Source organism: Sporosarcina pasadenensis (assembly GCF_047228845.1).
GTDB lineage: Bacteria > Bacillota > Bacilli > Bacillales_A > Planococcaceae > Sporosarcina.
Map to the genome: position 1 here is coordinate 188,309 of NZ_JBFEGM010000004.1, position 23,157 is coordinate 211,465.

Consider the following 23,157-nt stretch of genomic DNA (forward strand, 5'->3'; position numbering starts at 1 on the left):
TGCCATTCGGGCATAGGACGGTCTAAGGCTTTCATTTATTCTTTTCTAACTTTCTCAATTCGACTCGCATGATTTTACCCGAGGCGGTCTTCGGCAATTCTTTCACGAATTCAATTTTGCGTGGATACTTATAAGGAGCCGTCAATGTCTTCACATGTTCCTGCAATTCTTGCACGAGATTTTCATGATGCTCCATTTCGGGATTACGCAATACGATGAACGCTTTGACGATGCTGCCCCGAACTTCATCTGGACTGCCGACAACTGCACATTCACGTACTGCCGGATGCTTCGTCAATGCATCTTCAACTTCAAAGGGTCCGATCGTATAACCTGAGCTGATAATAATATCATCGCCCCGCCCTTCGAACCAGAAGTATCCATCTTCATCGAGTTTCGCCCGGTCCCCTGTCACATAGTATTCGCCCCTAAATTGCATTTTTGTCCTTTCAGGGTCATTTAAATACTCTTTGAAGAGAGCAGGCGTTGAAATGTGGACGGCAATATCGCCCACCTCTCCTGCGGAAACCGGCTTCCCTTCTTCATCGATAATATCGACCTTGTTTCCTGGCGTAGGTTTCCCCATCGAGCCCGGCCTTGCTTCCATCCCTATCATCGTCCCGACAAGAAGTGTATTTTCCGTTTGCCCATATCCATCCCTGACCGCAAGATTGAATATCTTCTCAAAAATATCGATCACTTCCCTGTTTAGCGGCTCGCCTGCGGATACGGCGCTACGAAGTGAGGATAGGTCATAGTCCTGTAAGTTTTCAGCTTTTGCCATGAACCGGTATTCCGTAGGCGTACAGCATAGCACGTTTACGGCATATTTTTTGATTAGATCCAAATAAGTTTTCACATCGAATTTCCCGTCATAAACAAGACCTGTCGCGCCGCTGCCCAGCACGGAAAGGAAAGGGGACCAAATCCATTTTTGCCATCCCGGCGCAGCGGTCGCCCATACGACGTCCCCTTCTTCTATGCCAAGCCAGTTCGGTCCCGCGGTCCGTAAATGTGCATAAGCCCATGCATGTGTATGGACGACCCCTTTCGGCTTTCCTGTCGTGCCCGATGTGTATGATAGAAACGCCATATCCGAACTTTTTGTCGGTGGAGCATCGAATTTCGATGAAGCAGATTCCATCAGACGAGTTAATGATTTCTGTCCGTCACTCGCTTCGCCGATTACAAACAATTGGACGTCTTGTAGATTTTTCACGGCTTCAAACTGATCCATAAACGCATCGTAGGCGACAATCGCTTTCGCCCGACTGTGCTCCAAGCGATATTCGATATCAGAGGAACGTAGCATTTCAGAGCTTGGAATGACAACAATCCCAGCCTTTAATGCTCCTATATATGTCACGTACGCATCGATCGTTCGGGGAACCATAACGAGAATGACATCTCCTTTTCCCAATCCATTTTCGATAAATACGTTTGCGGCTTTATTCGCGGAAGCCATTAACTCATCGTATGTAATGTACTTTTCCTGTCCATCTGAATTAACATAAATTAGTGCACGCTTTTCTTTTCCCGTTGCGTACCGCTCGAATTCAGAAACGAGGTTATACATTTCCGGTGCAAGTAATTCATCACGATTCAAACTGATCTCCCCCTTTTACGTATGACTCAATTATACAAACGACTTGTAGAAAGTTCAAAACATATTCATTTTTCTTTCAGAAATGTTGAATAAGCTTTCTATTCGAAGTCAAGACTGATGTGTAATAAAAGAAAAACTGCCCCGGAAATCCGGGACAGCTTTAATGCATTCGTTATTATTGTTGGAAACCCTTCATTTGTTGTTGGGCTTGACGCACTAATCGCTTAGTAATTTCTCCGCCGACGGAACCGTTGGCACGCGATGTGGAGTCTGGTCCAAGGTTTACACCAAATTCTGCTGCGATTTCGTTTTTCATTTGGTCAAGCGCTTGTTGTACCCCTGGAACTAGGAGTTGGTTCGAGTTGCCGCTGTTGTTGTTAGCCATGTCGTTGTCACCTCCTTGTGCATATAGAATGGACCGTTTCCGGAAATTCATGCAGGAGGTACAATGGGAATTATTTCTTTTATATTATAGAAGATCCTCGAATTCATCCTTCTCTTGCTGCCGCCAAACTTCAATAACCTCTCTGTTTTTCACCGCTTCTTCAATCATAGGTTGAAAATCAAAAAAGCTTTCGAAATGAAGAACCCGTTCAAGTTTCGGTTTTGTTTTTGGGTTGCTCGGGGTAAAGATTGTACAGCAATCCTCATATGGTCTAATTGAAGTATCATATGTCCCGATTTGTTGGGAAATTTCGATTATATCCAGTTTATCCATCGCGATTAATGGACGAAGGATAGGAGTTGCAGTCACTTCATTAATAGCAGTCAGGCTTTCAAGTGTCTGACTTGCCACTTGACCAAGGCTCTCTCCAGTAACTAATGCTAATGCGCCAATTTCTTTTCGCACTTTATCGGCGATTTGAAGCATCATCCTTCTTGTTGTTGTCATCGTCAAGTTGTCAGGCACTTGTTTGACGATTGCTTGTTGCAGTTCTGTAAACGGGATGACATGTAGGCGGACCGGGGCTCCGAATGAGCAAAGTTTTTCTGTTAAATCCATCACTTTCCGTTTTGCTAACTCGCTCGTATATGGAGGGCTTGCAAAATGGATTGCATCGATCGAGACGCCGCGTTTCATTAGAAGGTATCCCGCGACTGGGCTATCAATGCCTCCCGATAGCATGAGCAAAGAATGCCCATTGGACCCAACAGGCATGCCTCCTGCCCCTTTATATACTTTCGACGTGAGGAATGCCCCTTCTTTACGAATATCGACGAGTAACATAATATCGGGCTTCCTCACTTGAACGGTAAGTTCAGGGAAATGGTGCAATACATGTCCACCAATTGCTTGTTGCAGTTCACCCGTTACATATGGGAATGTTTTGTCGGCACGCTTTATTTCCACTTTGAATGTTTTTCCTGCCGTATGTTCGGTTCCAATCACTTCAAGCGCTTTCTGTTTGATTGCGTCAAGATCCGCCTCACACATGGCGACCGGACTGAACGATTGGATGCCGAAAATATGCGGCAACCGTTCAATCGCCTCTTTCATATCGGCCTCATCATCTGCAAGTAAAAACATACGATCCCGTTCAGCACGCAGTTGAACAGATTTCAAATCAGTCAATGCATCTTTTATGTTATTTCTTAACTTTCGTACAAAATGGTTACGATTTCGTCCTTTTAAAGACAATTCTCCATAACGAATTAAAATTTCTTTCCATTTCATTAGTTACATTCCCCTCTCAATCAATTCCACAAAGCTTTTAAGCACGTTTATAAATTCGACTACTTGGTCTTTTGTATTAGTGTTGCCGAAACTGATACGGATGACACCGTTTTTAAATTTATTCTCCAATCCGATCGCTTCGATGACATGTCCAGCATCTTTAGTTTTGGACGAGCAGGCACTCGAAGTTGAGATGATGATGCCATGCTCTTGAAAATAATTTACCGCCACTTCTCCATTGATCGATTTGAAAGCAATGGATAATATATGTGGCGCTCCATTATCCGGCGAAAGAATGTGTATGTTGTCGTATGGACGACATACTTCCATGAGCAAATTCCGCCATTCCCTATAATCTGCCCTTTCTTCTAATACCGAGCTGATTCTCATCGCCTTAGCCATCGCAACAGCATTCGGAACGGAAACAGTTCCACTTCTCAAGCCGTTTTCTTGACCACCGCCAAAATTGATAGCATGAGGCGTGATGCCTTTTTTCAAAATCAATGCGCCGGAGTTCTTTAAGCCGTTAACCTTATGTGCAGAAATGGTGATCGCATCTAATTGTAATGAGGCCATATCGACATGCAGCTTCCCAAAACTTTGGACACAATCGGAGTGAAAAACTGCGCGGCTATTTTTTTTAATCAGTTCAGCGCACTGCAGGATCGGTTGGATTGTGCCGATTTCGTTGTTGACATGCATGATGCTGACGAGGATTGTATCTTTTTTCAACGTCTTCTCAAGTTCCTCGAGCGAAATAAGCCCTTCGGCATCTACCGTCAAATAATCCACTTGAAATCCTTTACTCTCCAATTCACGGCACGCATTCAATACGGAAGGATGTTCAATTTGAGTCGTAATAATATGGTTTCCTCTAGATCGATAAGCTTCAGCTAAACCGAAGATGGCCAAATTATTCGCTTCGGTTCCACCTGATGTAAGTACGACTTCACCATCTTCATTGCCGACGAGTGCCAGCATCTGTTCCTTCGAACGACTCAATAGAGATTCCGCTTCCCTTCCTAGCACATGCAACGAAGCGGGATTTGCGTAATATTTTTTATTCGCAGCGATGAAAGAATCGAGTACACTTTCATCAGGCTGCGTCGTTGAGCTATTATCAAAATAAATCATATAGATTTTCCTTTCTCACTTTTCGTTGTCCAGCTACAGGCGCTAGATGCTCGGGTCATAAGCCAAATCTGCTTTGTGGCAAAAAGCCACGCCGCATCTTCGTCTTATGCCCGTCGCATCTAAGCAAGCGCCTTTCGCTTTTCGCACAACAAAGCCACCTGCACTTAGTATGCCGGTGGCTCGTTAACGTCAACCCACTATCAATTGCTTGATTAAGTTAAACTTGTTCCTGCAACATTTCTTCGATTCGCTTCATCGCACCCGGCTCGACCGCTTCCACGGCCGTAGCTGCCTCTTCCAGCGCTTTCGCATATCGGAATTGTCTGAATGACTCTTCTGCATCGAGCAATCTTTCATGCATCTCTGGATTGGACGCACGGTAGCGATTTCCGTATTGAATGATCCGTTCAACAAGCATGACGTTTTCCAAAAGCTCATCGACCTTTTCATTCACTTCTTTTACAGCGGATTCCGCATTCGCCAAATAGCTTTCTGCAACCGACATATTTAACGGAACTTCCTGCAAGCTTTGGCTGACAAGGAATAGCTGCTCTTCCGCTTCCTCAAGCCGTGCATCCATTTCGTCTGGAATGCCTGGGATATTTCCACGATGAAGTTTCCGATCTACGTTTTGCAAATCACGCGCAAGATTATCCAGTTTACCTCTGACATTATTTTCATCTATTCGAAGGTTTTTCATCCGATTAGCGAGACTTTCTTGTTCCATTGCAATTTCTTCAAGCTCTTCGGAAATGCCTTTCAATTCCGATTGCAAGTATGAATATGCAGATTGTTCTTCCTCTAGCATCATTTTCAAGTTATCATGACGATTTTGGATCGTCTCCAACTTTTTCAAGCTAAACTGCGGCAATTTCGCTTCTTTTTCATCGAGGCGGTAACTCTGTTGAACGTAGACAGCTTCATCGGACGTTGCCCTCGTCAATTGTATGATCGCTTCTAACGATTCCTCGACTTCAGCAAAATGGAAATCAACGTAATGCTTTGCATTCACTTCATTTTCTAATGAATCATAAAAGGCATCAATGCGGTCGTTCATATCCAATACGTTTTGTCGCGCCGTATCGATATCAAGTTCGGCCAGCTTCGTTAACTGCTCCCCGATCCCTTCTTCGATTTCATCCAATTGGTTTGGCAGATTCAAATGCCCCAAGTAATAAGATTGGTCTTCCATTTCTTTAATTCCGTTCCGTAATTCCCGGATGGATGCAGGCATTTTGTTTTGAAGCTCCGTCAATAATGACGGGATTTCATGGATAAGTGTCGACAACCGCTCACCTTTCGAAGACAGGGAAATGACGATTTCGCGCGCAAGTAGGTAATTTCCATTAGCCGTCAACTCATCATACTCCTCGAATTTCGGAGTGAAGGATTCGAGCTCTTTCTCCAATGGCCCGACAGCCATTCCAAAAGAGTGCTGGTGAGCCAAAATTGTTTTCCTTGCCAATCGATATTGATCACGAAGGTTTTCGATTTCAATCCTGTTCTTTTCCTCGCTGCCGATCAATTCATTCAGCTCTTCCAATATGTCGTTTTTCCTCTTATCACATTGGCGGATTTTTTCCTGGATCGCTTTTTCTAACGTTGTCGCTTTTTTGAAACGGAACCGATCAATCATATCCTCCGCATCAAATAGCAAAGAATCAATTTTTGGCATATGTACGTCCACAACTTCTGTCCACTCATTGCGCCACCGTTCGAATTTCTCCTCTGTTTCTCCTGTCATATTCAATTGTTTGACTTTCATCATCTCTTCAAAAATCGGCTTATTCTGGATTTGCATCTTCTCATGTTCCAGTTTATTGATTTCGCTAATATGTTTACGCCTGAATAAAAAGGCGATGGTAATGAGCACAAGTAGAACAATAATTGGAATGATGAAATATTTCACCATTGTGATCCCCCTATTCCGAAGTCACTGAAATGAACTTTTAACCACTAGTTAAAAATAATATTATCTTATATAGTAACATGTTTAAAGCATTTTCGTATGAATTTGGACGAATTATAGGGAAAAAGGTGTTTTTGAGGCTGATTCCCGCGAAATTTGTAGAAAATCCGTGAGAAACGTATACTAAAGAGGATTATATTCAGGGGGTGTTTTTTTGTTTACTACAACTGATTATTCAGATATCCCGAAGGAGAAGTATGGACAACTGGCAAAACAGCTTGATGCGCTACTTTCCGGAGAGAGCAACCGTTATGCGAATTTAAGCAATGCCTCTGCTTTGCTGAATCAATTTTTCGATCGTATCAATTGGGTTGGGTTTTATATGATGGATAGCGAGGATGAGCTCGTACTCGGTCCATTCCAAGGTTTGCCTGCTTGCATCCGGATTCCACTTGGGAAAGGCGTATGCGGGACTTCAGCGCAAAAGAAAGAGACCATATTAGTTCCTGACGTCAACCAGTTTCCGGGACATATCGCATGTGATGCCGCATCACGTTCCGAAATTGTCGTTCCGTTGATGAAAGACGGGGAAGTAATCGGTGTTCTTGATATCGACAGTCCGGAGTATGATCGTTTTAATGAAGACGATCAAGAAGGACTCGAGCAATTTGTGGAAGTGCTTGTTAAACATATCTAATAAATAGAAGGTAAAGATGCCCGACGTATGGTTCACGCCGGGCATTTTTTCATGCATGTGTCGAACGGTTCTGTTCCAGTGCGATAAATGCGGAATCCAAGTCGGCGATAAGGTCGTCTGCGTGTTCGAGACCGACAGATAGACGGAGCAAGGAGTCCGTAATGCCCATCTGTAAGCGGTCCGCTCCCGGCACGCCTGAATGCGTCATTGTAGCCGGGTGCTGAATGAGCGTCTCGGCATCTCCAAGACTGACGGCAATTTTGATCAACGAGAGACTATCCATGAACGTTTGGGCACCTTCCTTGCCGCCTTTCACTGTAAATGAAATGAGCCCGCCGCCAGCTTTCATTTGACGCTGAGCAATTTCAAACTGCGGATTTCCTTGATCGAAAGGATAATAGATATCTTCGACAAGCCGCTGATTTTTCAAATAAGCGAGGATTTTTTCGGCATTTGCCGTATGCCTTTCCATCCTGACGGGCAGTGTCTTCAATCCCCGGATGAGCAGCCATGCGTCAAATGGGGACATGATCGCTCCGTAGTCTTTCTGGACCGTCATCTTTAGTTTGTGCATCTCATCGGCATCTTTCCCTACAAGCAATCCCGCGATGACATCTCCATGTCCATTAATATATTTCGTTGCGCTATGCAAGACAAAATCCGCGCCAAAATCGATTGGGTTTTGCAAATATGGGGATGTGAAAGTGTTATCTACGACTACAGTCAATCCGTGTTTCTGAGCTACATCGCAGACCAATTTCAAATCAACCAATTCCATCGTCGGGTTGATTGGTGTTTCTACATAAATGCATACGGTATCCGGAGTAATCGCCCTTTCAATCTCTTCCTCAGTCGTCATGCTGATCAAGCTATGGGTAATATTATATTTCTCTTGCATGATTCCGAGTAAGCCGAACGTACATCCATAGATTCCCCTCGAGCAGATGATATGGTCCCCCGCTTTCGTCAAGTGGACAAGAATGGAGCTTACAGCTGCCATTCCTGAGCCAAAAGCAAGTGCACCCGCCCCGTTTTCAAGCGCGGCCATTCTTTCCTCCAGTGTACGGACTGTCGGATTGCCAAGCCTCGAGTAAATATTACCCGCCTCTTCACCGGAAAAACGTTTTTCCCCTTGAACCGCATTTTCAAAAGAATATGTCGAAGTCTGATAGAGTGGCACCGCTAAGCTGCCGTGATGCTTTGTATCATCATAGCCTTCATGGATCACAAGCGTGTCTTTATGGAGTGTCGTTTTTTTCATTTCCATTCCGCCCTTCACTATTGTAAGCACTTACATTTCCTATTTTCATTTTACCCTCTTTTCCGAAAAAGAAAAAGAGCAACTTCAGCGACAATTTATCGCCGAAGCCGCTCCATGCAGAACGAACCGGTTCTTTCCATTATTTTTCGCATCATATAAAGCAGAATCCGTAGATTGGAAAAGCTCCTTATAAGACTTACCGTCTTCTGGAGACCAGCCGCTCAAACCAATTGATACCGTTACGCTCGGATCGGTTGCTCCAGGGATTCCCTCCACAAGTTGCCGGGCTAAATCGACACCTTCGTCGACCGTTGCCGAAGGGGCAAAGATGGCAATTTCCTCACCGCCCCACCTGCTAGCAATCCCTCGGCCTTCCACTTTGGACAGGATAAAGGTCGAGATTTGCTGCAGCACTAAATCTCCCGTCGTATGACCATAGGAGTCGTTAACCAACTTGAAGTCATCGACATCCATTAAGATGAAGACACCGCATTCCTCTTTTTCCATGGTAGAGTTGACAATTTCATCTAAATACGAACGGGTGAATAATTTTGTCAAATGATCTTTATTGACAAGTTCCTGCAATTGATCGCGCAGCATAATGTTCGATATCGCAAGCGATGAATGGCGGATGAGCGAGCGCATCAATTTGAAACTGTCAAATGAGAAAAAGTACTCTTCCCGGTGCATGAGGATGACGAATCCGATCATTTCACCACCATTGCTTATTGGGAGGGCGACAATGGATTTGAAACTATAGACATCATCGGGGCATATGTTTGTATTTGCGTCAAAAACCGCTTCTTCCCCCTTACATAAGCGGGCCGAAACTGAATCTATATATTTCTTCCCAGCGTCATTCGTGAAGAATGGCGTACTCGAAGGGGAAATGGAATAGCTGCATTGATCATCATAAAAAACAAACGCCATCTCGTTCGGGCAAAAAGCTTTCAGAAATTGGTTTTTGAGATAGGCGATCATTTCGTCAAGCTCCAAATTGTTGTTCAACTTCCTTGAAGCTTCATTCACTAAGCGCAAATCGTCGACGAGCCGATGGGATTGGTCGTAAAGACTCGCATTTTCAAGTGCACTACCCGCGGCATTCGCTATCGATCGTATAAAACTCTTCTGCGTCACTGTAAATTCCGTGTCTTTCGGGGCAGTGATCTGTAAGACACCGTAAATTCCCTGTCTTCCACGAATTGGCGCATTCATAAGGACGCTTGAAATATCCGAAGCGTTTTCAATCGTCAAATCCCCTGACAGAAAGGCATCGACAGCGGACGCCCTCTCATTCGCATAATCAAACAAACTATACTCATTCGTTTTCCCTTTCTGTTCATTCGAAAGGAGAAGATGTACATCATAAGCCGGATAGGATCCCATCACCGCTTCCATAAGCCCTTCAAGGATGACATCACTTTCCATTGTGGAGTTGAAAAGCTCGGCCACTTCGAATAAATGGCGATAAGTCTTTTCCTTGACCGAGAGCTCATGCAATTTGACGGCTTGGCTAATGAAAGTGCCGAACGCTTTTTTCAAATCCTTCAAATGATCCGTCAAGGCGAAGGCATGCCATTTTTCACTCGCCTTGAACAACAGAGCGCCAAGAGGAGCAAGATGGACATCCCTTATGATGAGCGAGTCGTCAGCGAATTCATATTCCCTGCCAGAAGCGTGGGACATGAATGAAACATTGAAGATTGGATGGTCTTTTGTAAAAGATTCATGACACATAGCACAGTTTTTCTTTGTAGTCTCACTATCGAACAGCGGTACGAAACGATTGTTATCATACAGAAGGATAGCAGCGTTCTTGATTTCGAATTGATTCATGAACAGCTCTTTGAATTGTACCAGCTTGTCTTCCAGAGGACTTTCGACATTCAAATTTGATAATAAATCAAAAACGGCGCATTTCACTTCATATAATGTCAATTCATTGTCGTTCATTTGCCATCACCCTCGTTTTACGTCCCTCGTAATTTATACCTATACTTATATTCTAATACATAGAACCTATTTTTTACAGCTTTTCAATCGAGTTCTCTCATATATTTGGTTCGTGAGGAAAAGAGCTTGACTCACTTTCGAATAATTGTTATGATATTCCTTGTGTAAAATAGTTGCAGCAGTTGTATGATCCCTGTTGTCCAGTCTATTCCTTTCAGTAAGGTGCATCGTGTAACCTCGAGGCTGCTGAGGCGAGGATGCAAGATAATAGAATGGCACATGGATTGAATACATCTGGTTCTTATTTTACAACAAAATAAAACCAAAACAGAGGAGGAGTCTTTCATGGCTCGTTATACAGGTCCATCTTGGAAACTTTCCCGTCGTCTTGGCATCTCGCTAAGCGGTACTGGAAAAGAAATCGAAAAACGCCCTTACGCACCAGGACAACACGGTCCTACTCAACGTAAAAAACTTTCCGAATACGGAATGCAATTACAAGAAAAACAAAAACTTCGTTTCATGTTCGGCGTGAACGAACGTCAATTCAAAACTGTTTTCAACAAAGCTGGTAAAATGCCTGGTAAACACGGTGAAAACTTCATGATTCTTCTTGAAACTCGCCTTGACAACCTCGTATACCGCATGGGTCTTGCACGCACTCGTCGTGCAGCACGCCAACTTGTTAACCACGGCCACATCTTGGTTGACGGTAAACGCGTTGACATCCCATCTTACAGCGTAAAACCTGGTCAAGAGATCTCTCTTCGTGAAAAATCTCAAAACCTTGATGTTGTTAACGAAGCTCTAGAAGTGAACAACTATGTTCCTGAGTACGTTACTTTCAATGCTGACACTAAAGTTGGTACATTCGTACGTATGCCTGAACGTAGCGAACTTGCTGCTGAAATTAACGAAGCTCTTATCGTTGAGTTCTACTCTCGTTAATCGCTTCCATATGAAAACCCCGAAATTGCATTTGCAATTTCGGGGTTTTTTCTGTTGTTGTTCAGTTAACAAATCTCTCTGCTTTTCCAACCGACTCCCAGTAGTTGTTACGCAGCTGAACTTTTAAAATCTTACCGGAAGCATTTTTAGGAAGTTCGTCTACGAAGCTGACTCCCGTAATCGCTTTAAAATGAGCTAGCTTCTCCCTTGAGAATTGAATTAGTTCTTCTTCTGTCGCTACTTTCCCTGGACGTAAAACGACATAGGCATGAGGCGTCTCTCCCCATTTTTCATGAGGAACTGCAATGACCGCAGCCTCCAAAATAGCTGGATGGTCATATAAAGCACCCTCGACTTCAATGGAAGAAATATTCTCACCGCCAGAGATAATGACATCTTTTTTCCGATCAACGATTCCAATATGTCCATACTCATCTACAGTAGCCATGTCCCCGGTATAGAGCCAGCCATTACGAATGGCTTCCATTGTCGCTTCTTCATTTTTCCAATAGCCTTTCATGACGCCATTTCCACGGACAATGAGTTCGCCAATTTCTTTTTCGTTCCAAGCTACTTCTTCTCCTAATTCATTAACGACTTTTACATCTGTGCCGATCATTTGGTATCCGGTTTTTGCTTTTATTCGAGACTCTTCTTCTCTTGAAATATCTTTGATATGTGGGCGAATTCTAGAGATGGTACTTAACGGACTAGATTCCGTCATGCCGTACACTTGGATAAACTCCCAGCCTAGCTCCTCTTCCACTCTAGTGACAAATGCTGTTGGTGGTGCCGATCCTGCAATGAATACACGAATGTTTTGCTCAATTTCCGGATGATTTTTATCGTAATGTTGTATTAATGAATTCAACACCGTTGGAGCCATATGCATTACTGTAACACCATGTTTCTCAATCGCTTCAAAAATACTATCTGGAGAAACTTTTCTTAAACAGACTTGAGTTGCTCCGTTTGCTGTATAGTAGAATGGTGAGCCCCAACCGTTGACATGAAACATTGGCAACACATGTGCAAGAACATCTTCGTCGGTAACCCGCAAGTGATGCATACACGTTAAGGCATGGATATAATTGTTGCGATGCGTCAACATTACACCTTTTGGATTGCCGGTTGTTCCACTCGTATAAAGCAAGCTACATACATCGGTTTCTTCTAAAGCTTCCCGATTAAAAGCTTTTGTTGAATGCTTCTGTAAAAATTCATCATAATTTACTTCATCACAGGTGCCATCATAGTAGTGCACAATAATCTCTTCAACGGTCTCTAGCTTTTCTTTAATAGGTAGGATTAAATGGTATAAGTCCTGATCAACAAACAAAACCTTGGATTCACTATGATTCAAAATATATAGGTAATCCTCAGGTTTTAAGCGAATATTCAATGGCACCATGATTGCCCCTAGCTGAAACACACCATAGAAGCCTTCCAACATTTCTACAGTATTTGGTGCCAGAAATGCCACTCGATCTCCTTTTTTCACACCTAATGTGCGAAGGCCATTTGACAACTGATTGACTCGTTCATTCATCTCTCGATAAGTAAACACTCGGTCGTCACAGATAATTGCTTTTTTATCCCCATAGAGTTTCACGGCATTATCTAAAAACTGAGTTAAAATTAATGGCACTTCCATAATACCCCTCCTCTATAATAAGATCTGCCAAACTAGCACTGCCTTATATAATCCTAGCAATATAAAGTAAACCTTATCACAAAATTCAGCCTCTTGTAAATAATGAACCGTGAATATGGAATGCTAGCAAGGTTTAACTTTCGCCATTTCCCGCTCACTCAGTTTTCCCCGCTATTGCTTTTACAATAGCGGGATTATTTTCCCTCTAACAACTCCTTCAACTGTTCAAGCACAACTTCAAACGGTTGTGTATTCCCCACTTTCCTAAATTCACGGAAAGGGTCTCCAATCGTTTTCATCCGCTCCATTACACTGTTAATTGTAAACTGCTCTGGCCGTAATGAAGCTCTAACTTCATCCCAGTTCAATGGGGTTGCGACTGTCGCCAGTTCGTTTCCTCTCGGTGAATATGGAGCGACGATCGTTTTTCCTTCGTGATGTTGCACGTAGTCCAAATATAGTTTGTTTCCCCTGTTCTTTTTCAAGCGTTCAGTCGTGAACCATTGCGGCTCTTGATCGCAAAGGAAGTCGGAGACGAATTTTGTGAAGAGGCGGGTATCTTCATAAGTGAATGTATTGAATGGGAGCGGGATATATAATTGCAGCCCTTTCCCACCGGATGTTTTGATGAATGAAGTCAGTTGAAACTGGTCGAATATCGCCTTCATGCGTACTGCAGCTTCTACGGAGAGTGAGAATTCTTTCACTGAAGGCGGATCCAAATCGAAGACGATTTCTGTCGGCATTGTCGTGTCGATCGTTTGAAACGGAATATGGTATTCAAGCGCAAGCTGATTCCCTAGCCATAGCAATGTCGTTATGTCATTGCAAACGATATAGTCAATATCTTCATCTTTAGACGTCTGGATGAAATTAGGTGCGTAATCGGGAACGCTTTTCTGATAAAACTTCTCGCCCGGCACGCCGTGTGGAAAACGGATTAAGGTAAGATGCCGCTCTTTGAGAAATGGAAGCATGAAAGGTGCCGCCATTTGCAAGTACAGCAAATAGTCATCCTTCTGCAAGCTTTCCTTCGGCCAAACCGGTTTGTCCGGATGCGTAATTTGTACTTGCTCAGGAATCGGGTTCACCTGTCGAAGCAATCGCCGCCACTGGCACTCTTCTGGATTCACTTCAAATTGAAAGGAATGGAACCTAGGTTCCCGTAGATGTTTCCCATCAAAGCTGATGCAATTTATGTTCGCACAGATGGATGGCGCAATCTCATAAGTAGAATTTCCGATATTTTGCCCGTTTGCTAGAAACAATTCGCTAAGGGACTTCATTTCCTCATCTGTCATTCCATGTTTGAATGTTGTTATCTCAATAAGGTGACCTTCTCTATAAATAGCGCCTGTAAAAAATCCATTTACCTGTTCATATTTCGTAATAATGACTGTGACCAATCGCCAGTTTTTTACTTTCAACCATTGATTCGTCCTTTTTTCATTGCTCCAGACACTTTTCCTCCGTTTGGCGATCGCCCCTTCTCCATTGCTAAGCCGGACATGATTCCATATTTCATTGCCGTCCGTAAACGTTTCTATTAATTGAATTAAACTTTCGTGGCGATATTGGACCGCACTCGGCAGTCCAATCTGTTCAAAACACTTCTTCAATTGCACCTTCCTCTTGTCAAGCGCAGAGGCGGTTACATCCTTCCCCTTTAAAGACAATAAATCGAAGACAATATATTGGCATGGAAATATTTTGGAATGTTGAGCAATCACTTCTTTCTTCCGCATCCGTCCCCTCGTTTGCACGATAGAAAATTCACTGCTGAAATCGTTTTGCAAACAGACCAATTCCCCGTCAAAGGAGAGTGGAAGAAAAGGCTTTATCAATTGTTCAATACGACGGCAATCCTCTATGACCTCCGGAAAGATATCGTTCAGTAATTTTTCATTTCTGCTAAAAAGCTGAATTCCTTCCTCATTCCATATAAGGATTGCTCTGAATCCGTCGAACTTCGTTTCATATATCCAATCCTTCCCTACAGGAATTTCCTCTGCATCCATCATCAACATCGGTTTCATAATTATCGCTCCATGTTTTTAATACTTTAGGTAATGATTTTATTTAGTGTTTGACGGATTGAATTTCGTATACATAGGAATGAGTCAGCTTTCCATACTAAGAAGAAAAGCGGGTGATTTCATTGCATACAATTTGGAAAGGCAGCATCAGTTTCGGACTCGTCAATATCCCTATAAAGCTTCATGCGGCGACTGAAAACAACGATATTAAATTGCGACAACTTCACAAGGAGTGCCATTCTCCAATCAGTTATCAGAAAGTATGCCCAATTTGCGATAAAGAAGTGAAAAGCGAAGAAATCGTGAAAGCGTATGAGTATACGAAAAACAAGTTTGTCGTGCTCGATGATGAAGAGCTTGAAAAGCTGAAGAAGGAAAATGAGGACAAAGCCGTTGAAATCATTGATTTTGTAAAGTTGGAGGAAATTGATCCAATTTATTTCGAAAAGAGCTATTTCATGGCTCCTGACGCTAACGGTGGTAAGGCTTATGCTTTATTGCGGAAAGCTTTAAAGGAATCCGGAAAAATTGGCGTGGCAAAGATCATTATCCGCTCGAAGGAGCAATTGGCCGTCGTCCGGGTATATAAAGATGCTTTGTTGATGGAAACAATCCACTTCCCTGATGAAGTGCGAAATGTACAAGAAGTCCCGAATATTCCAGAAGAAGACACAGTCGTAAAAAAGGAACTCGATACAGCACTTCTGTTAGTCGATCAATTAACGACTGCATTCGATCCAGAGAAATATACGGATGAATATAGAACAGCTTTAATGGAATTGATCGAAGAGAAGAAAGCAGGCAATGTTACTGTTGCCAAAACTGAGAAACAGGCAATTTCCCCTTCCAATACAACCGATTTGATGGCGGCGTTGCAAGCATCGCTCGATAAGACGAAAAAGAAAAAGCCTGCGCCACGGAAAAAAGCGGCGGCGAAGATGAAAGCATAAAAGGCTCCGCGGCGACGCGTTATCACCGACTCTCGGGAGTTTATCACCGACTTGCGATGGTTTATCACCGACTCCCCCTTTTCCACAACAAAAAGGCCATCCCTCTAAAGGATGGCCTCTTGCATTAAACGAATTTCACCATTTTATAATTTTTCTTCCCTCTACGGACGATCGTGAACACGTCATCCAAACGGTCTTTGGCCGTGATTTCGTATGCAAGATCCGTCACTTTTTCTCCGTTCAGAGAAATGGCGCCGTTTGTTACGTCTTCACGTGCTTGGCGTTTGGATGGCGATACACCCGCCTCAACGATGAAGTCGACGATGTTTTTATCCGCCTTCGTAAGTTCTGCCGTCGGCACGTCTTTGAATGCGTCTTTCATTTCCGCAACCGTCAATGCCTTCAAGTCTCCGCTGAAAAGTGCTTTCGAAATACGTATCGCTTGGTCGAGGGCATCCTGACCGTGGATGAGACGCGTCATTTCTTCCGCCAGTGCTTGCTGAGCTTTGCGAAGGTGCGGCTCATTCTGAACAGATGCCTCAAGCGCTTCGATTTCTTCCCGGCTCATGAATGTAAAGATTTTCAAATAATTGATGACTTCCGCATCTGCCGTGTTAATCCAGAACTGATAGAACTCATAAGGCGAAGTCTTTTCTGCATCAAGCCAAACAGAACCCCCAGCAGTTTTTCCGAATTTCGTGCCATCCGCTTTCGTGATGAGCGGCATCGTGATTCCGAATGCTTTTGCTTCTTCGCTATGTGTTTTCCTGATAATTTCAAGTCCTGTTGTAATGTTGCCCCATTGATCGGAGCCTCCGATTTGCAAACGGCAGTTGTACTTGTCGTACAAGTGGCTGAAGTCTGCGCCTTGGATGAGCATATATGAAAACTCCGTGAAGGAGATGCCCGTTTCCAGACGGGAAGCAACGTTCTCTTTCGCTAGCATATAGTTGACGCTTAACAGCTTTCCGTAGTCACGGAGGAAGCTGATGGCAGACATTTCGCCAAACCAGTCTTTGTTATCAACTAAGATAGCTCCGTTTTCACTGTCGAAATCGAAAATATGCTCCAATTGCTTGCGAATGCCCGCCACGTTTTTCGCGATTTGCTCATCGGATAAAAGCTGACGCTCTTCCGCCTTGAAGGATGGATCCCCAATCATGCCAGTTGCCCCGCCCACTAGAACGATAGGACGATGTCCGTGTTGCTGAAAACGGCGAAGCGTCAGAAAAGGGACAATATGACCGATGTGCAAGCTGTCCGCCGTCGGGTCTGTTCCGCAATACAATGAAATTTTTTCTTCATTCAATACTTTTTCAAGGCCTTCCTCATCCGTCTGCTGATACAGCAGGCCTCTCCATTTCAAGTCTTCCAGCAATCCGTTCTTCATCATAATCCCTCCAATAAAGTAAAAAAAGCCCCTACACGATTCAAATGAATCATGCAGGGACGTTAGACACAATGTCAACTAACGCGGTACCACCCGGCTTGAGAATATAAAAACTCTCCGCTTTAAGACGCATTATCGCTGCGTACGCGTCACACTCCAAAGCTGTAATTCGCAAACGATGTACCGGACAGCTTCCACCAACCGCTGCCTCTCTAGACGGCTCGACCGTTCCTACTCCGGCTTCCTCACCATGTGAAAAATGATATAAGTCTTATTGTAGTCTAAAATATCGGTTTGTCAAACATTTTCTATTGATTTCCACGAAATGTGCTATAATAGGAAGGATTTTAGGGGGGATGAAAACTTGAGCGAAAAACGTAAAAACAGGATAGATCTTATAGAAGAGAAATTTGAAACACTAAAGAAAAAAAGATGGGCAAAGGGAGTTCGAATCACATCTGGGGTCATTTGGAACCTCTTTCTCCTCTTCCTCATCTTCGGGCTGACTCTCGGCGTTTTTGCGGCTTCAGTCGGCGCCGGTTATTTTGCATCACTTGTCGCGAAAGAACCGTTACGATCCAAAACTGAAATGCGGAGTAATATTTTTAATTATGAAGAGACTTCGGAAATTTATTTTGCCAATGATATTTATTTAGGGAAAGTAAATGCCGATATCGAACGGAAAGAGACGACATTGAAGGATGTTTCTCCTTTCGTCATCGATGCCGTTTTGGCGACGGAAGACGAGTATTTTGAAACACATGAAGGGATTGTTCCAAAAGCGATTTTCCGTGGACTTTTTCAGGACGTGACAAATTCATCCAGTCAGACAGGTGGATCGACCCTTACCCAACAATTGATTAAAAACCAGATTTTGACGAATGAAGTTTCCTATGAGCGGAAGGCAAAAGAAATCCTTCTCGCCATGCGGCTTGAACATTTCATGGATAAAGAGGAAATTCTCGAAGCCTACTTAAATATCATTCCATATGGAAGAAACGCAATGGGGCAAAATATAGCGGGAATCGAAACTGCAGCAGAAGGTATTTTTGGTGTGACTGCAAAAGAACTAAACCTTCCCCAGGCAGCGTATATCACAGGAATTCCGCAAGCCCCGTTTGCGTATACACCATTTAAGGGCAGCTATTATGGCGGCGGCTTGAAAAATGATGAAAATATTAAACCTGGAATCGATAGGATGAAAACGGTCCTTTTTCGTATGAAGGAAACCGGCTATATTACAGATAAGCAATATGAAGAAGCAGTCGCTTATGATATTACAAAAGATTTCCGTGAAAAGACGGAGCGCGCAACCGAAAGATACCCTTATTTGACACAGGAAATTCAAAAGGAAACCATCGAAATTTTAGCGAAGATCTTGGCGGAAAAGGATGGCATCGACCCCGAACGGGTTGAGGAAGATCGTAAAGTACAGGAAAAATACGAGATTCTTGCAGAGCGCGAAATGCGGACAGGCGGATATAGAATTTATTCGACTGTCGAAAAGGATCTTTATGATGAAATGAATAAAATCGCTCAGGAATTCGAGCATTACGGGTTCACATATACACGCGAAGAGAAGGATTACAGTACCGGGGAGATTATTCTGAAAGATGACCCTGTTCAAGTCGGAGCTATTATGATTGAAAATAGTACTGGAAAGATTCTATCCTTTATCGGAGGACGTGATCACCAACTGATAGCTACGAACCATGCTACGCAAGCTCATCGGCCAAACGGCTCGTCGATGAAACCGCTCCTTGTCTATGCACCAGCGATTGAGTATGGTGTGATCGGCGCAGGTAGCCCTGTCGTCGATGTCAAATTCGAAGTACCGGACGGAACTGATACGTGGAGTCCTTCAAACTATAATGCCGATGTGGAAAACGGGATTATCCCGGCAAGGAAAGCATTGGCGGAATCACTGAACTTGCCAACAGCCCGATTATATAGGGAAATTGTGGACAGGCGCCCTGCAGAGTTTTTAGAGAAGATGAATTTCACCAAGCTTCATAAGGAAGACTATACTAACTATTCAACCTCTTTCGGAGGTATGAAGGTCGGAGTTAGTGTTGAAGAAAACACGAATGCATTCGCCACGTTCGCGAACGGCGGCAAATTCATCCAATCGTATATCATCGAACGAATCGAGGATATGTCAGGCAATGTTGTTTATCAACATGAAATAAAACCTGTCGATGTATTCAGTCCAGAAACATCTTATATCGTTACAGATATGCTCCGGGATGTTCTAAAGCCTGGAGGAACAGGTCAGCAGTTACCTAGCTTCATGAATTTCAAAACCGATTTGGCCGCAAAGACAGGAACAACGAATAAATATGCGGATGCTTGGCTTGTCGGTTATAACCCGAACATTTCAATGGGGCTATGGTTTGGCTATTACGACCAAACACGGAAACTGTATACACGCGGATCAGGGCAAATGCACCCGACCACACGTACTACAATGCTATTCGGCAGACTGATGAATGCTGCGAACAAAGTAAGACCGGATATAATCGGTGCAGCCAGCACGTTTAAACAGCCGAAAGGCGTCGTTTCAAAACCTTTCTGTGGAATATCCGGATTGGCTCCGTCTGCTGCGTGTACTTCAGCGGGATTGGTCAGGTCTGACTTATTCAATTCAAAAGTGATGTTGCCTACTGAACCAGATGACAGCATAATTAATGCATCCTATGTCTCTGTCAAAGGCAGCCGATACATGGCGCTTCCTTCGACGCCAGCAGAGTTTATCGTTTCAGGTGGAACTGGAGTTAACCAGGCATTCATCGACCGGATGCTTGGACCATGGGGCGGAGATGCTTCGAAGTTGTTCCCATCAATATCCGCGTTCTCTTCCAGCGTCGTATCGGGTGCAACCTTCCCTGCTGACGATGCTGCACCAGGAGGAGTTAGCGCATCCCTTAACGGATCGACATTGGTTTGGTCAGAATCCCCTTCCAATGATGTCATTGGTTATTATGTTTATCGGAACAACGAACGAATTGCGACAGTCATTGATGGATCTGCAAATTCTCTCGCTATTGGCCCTGGTGATTATTACGTACGAGCGGTCGATATTACCGGACTTTTATCCGGAGGCTCCAACATCGTAATCGTCGATAGCCCGGAACCGCCACCGACCGATACGCCGGACGACGAGAATAAACCACCGGCGACACCGCCAGGAAATGAAAATAATGGCGGTGGAAACAGCGAAGGCAACAATGGGAATGATAACGGAAATGGGAGCGACGGCGAAAACAACGGAAATAACGGAAATGGCAATAACAGCAATACCGGAGGCGGCAACAAACCCCCTTCAGACGATGATGACGACGATTAAACAGTCAAATAGAAAGGGACTCCCGCAAACTGGGAGTCCCTTTTCTAATCTGTTATCAGTCTTCCATCGTCGATAAGTCGCCAGTCGGCAGGTTCAGTTCCCATGCTTTCAACACTCGGCGCATTATTTTACCGCTTCTTGTCTTCGGAAGCTTGTCCTTAAATTCAATTTCTCTTGGCGCTGCATGCGCGGCAAGTTCCTTTTTGACGAATTGCTTAATGTCTTCCTCAAGTTTTTCGGTAGGCTCATATCCTTCATGAAGCGCAACAAATGCCTTTATGATTTCACCGCGGACCGGATCGGGCTTTCCGATGACACCCGCCTCTACAATCGCCGGATGCTCCAGCAGCTTGCTTTCCACTTCGAACGGCCCTACTCGTTCGCCGCTCGTCATAATGACATCATCGACACGGCCTTGGAAGAAGAAATAGCCGTCCTCGTCCATGTAAGCAGAATCTCCGGAGACATACCATTCATCATTCAAGAAATACGAATCATATTTCTCGGGGTTATTCCAAATTTGCCTCATCATTGCAGGCCAGCCTTTTTTGATCGCCAGATTACCCATCCGATTCGGAGGCAACACTTGCCCGCGATCATCTACGATTGCCGCTTCAATGCCCGGTACCGCTTTCCCCATCGAGCCCAATTTGATCGGCAATGATCCGAAGTTGCAGATCGTTTGCGCCCCTGTTTCTGTCATCCACCAAGTGTCATGGATCCGTAGCTTGAACACTTCCATCCCCCAACGGATAACTTCTGGGTTCAATGGTTCTCCGACTGACAAAATATGACGCAAAGATGATAGATCATATTTCTCCAATGGACCCGCACCCGCGCCCATCAACATCCTGAAAGCTGTCGGCGCACTATACCAAACCGTTACGCCATACTCTTGAATGGATTCATACCAGCTATCCGTGGAAAATCTCCCGCCGACAATAAGCGATGTCGCACCAGCAAGCATCGGACCAAAGATCCCGTACGCCGTCCCTGTAACCCAACCAGGATCCGCCGTACACCAAAAAACATCTTCGTCCTTCAAATCCAATACCCAGCGAGCCGTCTGCAACTGCTGCACCATTGCTTCCTGTACATGCAAAACACCTTTAGGTTTGCCGGTAGAGCCGGACGTATAGTGGAGCAGCGTCGGAGACTCTCGATCCAACCACTCTACTTGGAAGTACGGAGACGCTGTTTTCAAATGTTTCTTGAAATCTATATACTTATCATTTTCTTCAATATTTTCGCCAACTAAAAAGATTGTTTTCAAGTGTGGTAATTTGTCTACAGGAATCCTGTCCAACAATTCAGGTGTCGTCACAATCGCTTTCGCTTCGCTGTCGGAAAGCCTGTCATAGACCGCCCCTTCCATGAACGCTTCGAAAAGCGGTCCAACAATCGTCCCCATCTTCAATGCCCCAAGTATCGCAAAATACAACTCAGGTGAGCGCGGCATGAAAACGAAAATACGGTCCCCTTTTTCCAATGTCGAATGGTTCGTCAGTACATTCGCCGCTTTATTGGACATTCTTTTCATTTCATTATACGTAAACGCTTCCTTGCGTTCCGCATCTTTGTAAAAAAGAGCTACTTTGTTTTTCCGATAGGAATTCGCATGACGATCCACAGCCTCGTGCGCGATGTTAATAAGCCCGGTCTCATACCAGCTGAACTCCTTCTCTACGTCAGACCATTTAAAATCCTTCGCTGTTTGGTCATAATCCTGTAATTGATAGTCCCCTTGCATTACAGGTAAAATATTATTTTCCATTCCTATCACCCTTTCGTGGAACATTTACCTCTATTATTCTACATTATTCATTCTTTATTTGCTAATAAATTCATATCTTTAGTATTGTTGATTAATTTGTCATCAAGAAGTTCTCTGCCTCGAACTTAATTGTTGTATACTGTGAATAAGATCTATTTAATTGTAGGACGGTGATAAATTTGGAGCATAGGAAAACGTATAACGCGATGGAAGTGAAACATAAAAATGGCAACCTCGTCATAGAAGGCCCGATTCCGGGCAACGAATTGGCCAACCTTGAATTCCATGAAGATTTAATTGCTTTCAGACCGCCTGAGCAGCAGCATAAAGCACTGATTGAAATCGCCGATCTTCCGGAAGGACGGATAATCATCGTACGCGACATGAACCAAGTCGTCGGTTACGTAACGTATTTATATCCCGATCCGCTTGAGAGATGGTCGAAAGGAAAGATGGAAAATCTCATCGAGTTGGGCGCAATCGAAGTGATTCCTAAATATAGGGGCGGCGGAGTTGGGAAGGCGTTGCTGGAAGTGTCCATGATGGATGATGCAATGGAGGATTATATCATCATCACGACCGAATATTATTGGCATTGGGATTTAAAAGGGACGAAACTGAATGTGTGGGAATATCGGAAAGTGATGGAGAAGATGATGAATGCTGGCGGGTTGGAATATTATGCAACTGATGATCCAGAAATCAGCTCGCATCCCGCGAATTGCCTCATGGCGAGAATCGGCAAAAGAGTCGATCAGGAATCAGTCCAACAATTTGACAGTCTTCGTTTCATGAACCGTTTCATGTATTGATGGGAGGTTATT

The 23,157-nt window shown here is 44.0% G+C and carries 16 protein-coding genes; 5 read left to right on the plus strand and 11 right to left on the minus strand.

The genetic code is table 11. The features are described 5' to 3' along the window. Positions 1–31 precede the first annotated feature (31 nt). The 5 genes from mbcS to ezrA form a co-directional block, all read right to left on the minus strand. Complete coding sequence (gene mbcS, locus AB1K89_RS07835; RefSeq protein ID WP_413054208.1) at positions 32–1,606, minus strand: acyl-CoA synthetase MbcS; 1,575 nt, start codon at positions 1,604–1,606, stop codon at positions 32–34. Positions 1,607–1,781: 175 nt separating this feature from the next. Further along, the gene (locus AB1K89_RS07840; RefSeq protein ID WP_252502615.1) at positions 1,782–1,991 is read right to left on the minus strand and encodes an alpha/beta-type small acid-soluble spore protein; all 210 of its coding nucleotides are present in this window, start codon (positions 1,989–1,991) and stop codon (positions 1,782–1,784) included. Positions 1,992–2,075: 84 nt separating this feature from the next. Beyond that, complete coding sequence (thiI, locus tag AB1K89_RS07845; protein ID WP_413054209.1) at positions 2,076–3,281, minus strand: tRNA uracil 4-sulfurtransferase ThiI; 1,206 nt, start codon at positions 3,279–3,281, stop codon at positions 2,076–2,078. Between the two features lie 3 nt (positions 3,282–3,284). Continuing rightward, positions 3,285–4,415, minus strand: coding sequence for a cysteine desulfurase family protein (locus tag AB1K89_RS07850; RefSeq protein WP_413054210.1), 1,131 nt, complete (start codon positions 4,413–4,415; stop codon positions 3,285–3,287). Positions 4,416–4,632: 217 nt separating this feature from the next. Continuing rightward, on the minus strand, positions 4,633–6,327 hold the full coding sequence (gene ezrA / locus AB1K89_RS07855; RefSeq protein ID WP_413054211.1) for a septation ring formation regulator EzrA: 1,695 nt from the start codon (positions 6,325–6,327) through the stop codon (positions 4,633–4,635). 211 nt (positions 6,328–6,538) lie between these two features. Between ezrA and AB1K89_RS07860 the strand changes: the two genes are divergently transcribed. Beyond that, entirely contained in the window at positions 6,539–7,021 is a 483-nt protein-coding gene (locus AB1K89_RS07860; protein WP_413054212.1) for a GAF domain-containing protein, read from the plus strand. A 49-nt stretch (positions 7,022–7,070) separates the two neighbouring features. Here AB1K89_RS07860 and megL read toward each other — a convergent pair whose 3' ends face one another. Beyond that, a complete protein-coding gene (gene megL / locus AB1K89_RS07865) occupies positions 7,071–8,282 on the minus strand; it encodes a methionine gamma-lyase (protein ID WP_413054213.1) in 1,212 nt (403 codons plus the stop codon). A gap of 84 nt (positions 8,283–8,366) precedes the next feature. Next, a complete protein-coding gene (locus AB1K89_RS07870) occupies positions 8,367–10,235 on the minus strand; it encodes a sensor domain-containing diguanylate cyclase (RefSeq protein WP_413054214.1) in 1,869 nt (622 codons plus the stop codon). A 345-nt stretch (positions 10,236–10,580) separates the two neighbouring features. Between AB1K89_RS07870 and rpsD the strand changes: the two genes are divergently transcribed. Next, positions 10,581–11,183 (plus strand): 30S ribosomal protein S4, encoded by a 603-nt coding sequence (rpsD, locus tag AB1K89_RS07875; RefSeq protein ID WP_413054215.1) that lies wholly within the window; start codon positions 10,581–10,583, stop codon positions 11,181–11,183. A gap of 61 nt (positions 11,184–11,244) precedes the next feature. Here the strand turns inward: rpsD and AB1K89_RS07880 are convergent, their stop codons facing one another. Together AB1K89_RS07880 and AB1K89_RS07885 are read right to left on the minus strand one after the other, a co-directional pair. Further along, on the minus strand, positions 11,245–12,837 hold the full coding sequence (locus AB1K89_RS07880) for a long-chain-fatty-acid--CoA ligase (protein WP_413054216.1): 1,593 nt from the start codon (positions 12,835–12,837) through the stop codon (positions 11,245–11,247). Positions 12,838–13,031: 194 nt separating this feature from the next. Next, on the minus strand, positions 13,032–14,873 hold the full coding sequence (locus tag AB1K89_RS07885; RefSeq protein WP_413054217.1) for a DNA ligase D: 1,842 nt from the start codon (positions 14,871–14,873) through the stop codon (positions 13,032–13,034). Positions 14,874–14,995: 122 nt separating this feature from the next. Here AB1K89_RS07885 and ku point away from each other — a divergent pair, with 122 nt between their 5' ends. Continuing rightward, the gene (gene ku / locus AB1K89_RS07890; protein ID WP_413054218.1) at positions 14,996–15,823 is read left to right on the plus strand and encodes a non-homologous end joining protein Ku; all 828 of its coding nucleotides are present in this window, start codon (positions 14,996–14,998) and stop codon (positions 15,821–15,823) included. A gap of 124 nt (positions 15,824–15,947) precedes the next feature. Here ku and tyrS read toward each other — a convergent pair whose 3' ends face one another. After that, positions 15,948–17,213 (minus strand): tyrosine--tRNA ligase, encoded by a 1,266-nt coding sequence (gene tyrS, locus AB1K89_RS07895; protein WP_413054219.1) that lies wholly within the window; start codon positions 17,211–17,213, stop codon positions 15,948–15,950. A gap of 364 nt (positions 17,214–17,577) precedes the next feature. On the opposite strand from tyrS, the gene AB1K89_RS07900 reads away from it, so the two are divergent. After that, complete coding sequence (locus AB1K89_RS07900; protein WP_413054220.1) at positions 17,578–20,559, plus strand: transglycosylase domain-containing protein; 2,982 nt, start codon at positions 17,578–17,580, stop codon at positions 20,557–20,559. A 55-nt stretch (positions 20,560–20,614) separates the two neighbouring features. On the opposite strand, the gene acsA is transcribed toward AB1K89_RS07900, so the two are convergent. Next, the gene (acsA, locus tag AB1K89_RS07905) at positions 20,615–22,333 is read right to left on the minus strand and encodes an acetate--CoA ligase (RefSeq protein WP_413054221.1); all 1,719 of its coding nucleotides are present in this window, start codon (positions 22,331–22,333) and stop codon (positions 20,615–20,617) included. Positions 22,334–22,512: 179 nt separating this feature from the next. Between acsA and AB1K89_RS07910 the strand changes: the two genes are divergently transcribed. Next, complete coding sequence (locus AB1K89_RS07910) at positions 22,513–23,145, plus strand: GNAT family N-acetyltransferase (RefSeq protein ID WP_413054222.1); 633 nt, start codon at positions 22,513–22,515, stop codon at positions 23,143–23,145. Positions 23,146–23,157 lie beyond the last annotated feature (12 nt).

Coding starts and splice junctions, on each gene's coding strand:
- AB1K89_RS07850 (WP_413054210.1), bottom strand. CDS start 4,415: ATGATTTATTTTGATAATAGCTCAACGACGCAGCCTGATGAAAGTGTA.
- acsA (WP_413054221.1), bottom strand. CDS start 22,333: ATGGAAAATAATATTTTACCTGTAATGCAAGGGGACTATCAATTACAG.
- tyrS (WP_413054219.1), bottom strand. CDS start 17,213: ATGAAGAACGGATTGCTGGAAGACTTGAAATGGAGAGGCCTGCTGTAT.
- AB1K89_RS07840 (WP_252502615.1), bottom strand. CDS start 1,991: ATGGCTAACAACAACAGCGGCAACTCGAACCAACTCCTAGTTCCAGGG.
- thiI (WP_413054209.1), bottom strand. CDS start 3,281: ATGAAATGGAAAGAAATTTTAATTCGTTATGGAGAATTGTCTTTAAAA.
- megL (WP_413054213.1), bottom strand. CDS start 8,282: ATGAAAAAAACGACACTCCATAAAGACACGCTTGTGATCCATGAAGGC.
- ezrA (WP_413054211.1), bottom strand. CDS start 6,327: ATGGTGAAATATTTCATCATTCCAATTATTGTTCTACTTGTGCTCATT.
- AB1K89_RS07880 (WP_413054216.1), bottom strand. CDS start 12,837: ATGGAAGTGCCATTAATTTTAACTCAGTTTTTAGATAATGCCGTGAAA.
- AB1K89_RS07870 (WP_413054214.1), bottom strand. CDS start 10,235: ATGAACGACAATGAATTGACATTATATGAAGTGAAATGCGCCGTTTTT.
- rpsD (WP_413054215.1), top strand. CDS start 10,581: ATGGCTCGTTATACAGGTCCATCTTGGAAACTTTCCCGTCGTCTTGGC.
- AB1K89_RS07885 (WP_413054217.1), bottom strand. CDS start 14,873: ATGAAACCGATGTTGATGATGGATGCAGAGGAAATTCCTGTAGGGAAG.